The sequence below is a fragment of the Flavobacterium pedocola genome, from assembly GCF_053764385.1.
The window spans coordinates 1-1,390 of record NZ_JBSNCR010000021.1; the positions used below are offsets into that span (position 1 = coordinate 1).

General features: G+C 44.8%; 1 pseudogene. It reads right to left on the reverse strand.

Annotated elements, in window-relative coordinates:
* Positions 1-1,390, reverse strand: a pseudogene (locus ACWPKD_RS15200) (T9SS type B sorting domain-containing protein); the annotation flags it as partial.

A 1,390-nucleotide genomic window follows, 5' to 3' on the forward strand; every position in this document is an offset into this window, starting at 1 on the left:
AAATACTGTAGTCAAATTGTCACTATGAGACGAAATACAACCGTTTCCGTTATCTACCAACAAAGTATAGACTCCTTCCGATGTAACAATCTGGGTTTCGGAAGTTCCTAAACTTACTCCGGCCCCATCAAGCCATTCATATGTATAAGAAGCGTTAATCGGGCTAGCCACTAATGTATAAGCACCGCCAATACAACCATGAGTGAAAGACACCTCAACTGGCAATATCATTGGATCAATATCAAATTGAATACTCATTGCAGAAGAACAATTACCGTTACTAGCTACTACTGCATAACTTACACCAACTGTCATACCAGAAATTTCTCCAGTTGTGTCTACTGTAGGACCTGCCGGAGAGAAAACATAGATTAAAGTACCGTCATAATTCGTAATGGTACTGATTCCATCCGAAGAACAGGTCGGCGCCGCTGTACTAATCGTTGGAACCGCCGGAGTTACCAACATCACTCCGTTACTGAAGGATACTGATGCAGCCGATGTACAACTTCCATTACCCGCCGTAACCGTATAACTTGTTGAAACTGTCATGCCACTGATTACACCTCCCGCTCCTACTGTAGGACCTGCCGGGGTAAACACATACGTTTCAGCACCATTGTAATTTGAAATGGTACTTACACCATCTGATGAACACGTTGAAGCAGTTGTTGTAATTGTTGGAACCGCCGGAGTTATCAACATCGCTCCGTTACTGAAGGATACTGATGCAGCCGATGTACAACTTCCATTACCCGCCGTAACCGTATAACTTGTTGAAACTGTCATGCCACTGATTACACCTCCAACTCCTACAGTAGGACCTGCCGGAGTAAACACATACGTATCCGCTCCATTGTAATTTGAAATGGTACTGATTCCATCTGATGAACAGGTTGAAGCAGTTGTCGTAATCGTTGGAACCGCCGGAGTTGTCAACATCGCTCCGTTACTGAAGGATACTGATGCAGCCGATGTACAACTTCCATTACCCGCCGTAACCGTATAACTTGTCGAAACCGTCATTCCACTAATTACACCACCTGCTCCAACAGTAGGACCAGCCGGGGTAAACACATACGTTAATGCTCCGTTATAATTCGTAATAGTACTGCTTCCTGCCACAGAGCATGTTGGCGCAACAGTACTGATGGTTGGAACCGCCGGAGTTACCAACATCACTCCATTGCTGAAGGATACTGATGCTGCCGATGTACAACTTCCATTACCAGCCGTAACTGTATAACTTGTCGAAACTGTCATGCCACTGATTACACCGCCAGCACCCACTGTAGGACCAGCCGGGGTAAACACATACGTTTCAGCACCATTGTAATTTGAAATGGTACTGATTCCATCTGATGAACAGGTTGAAGCAGTTGTTGTAATT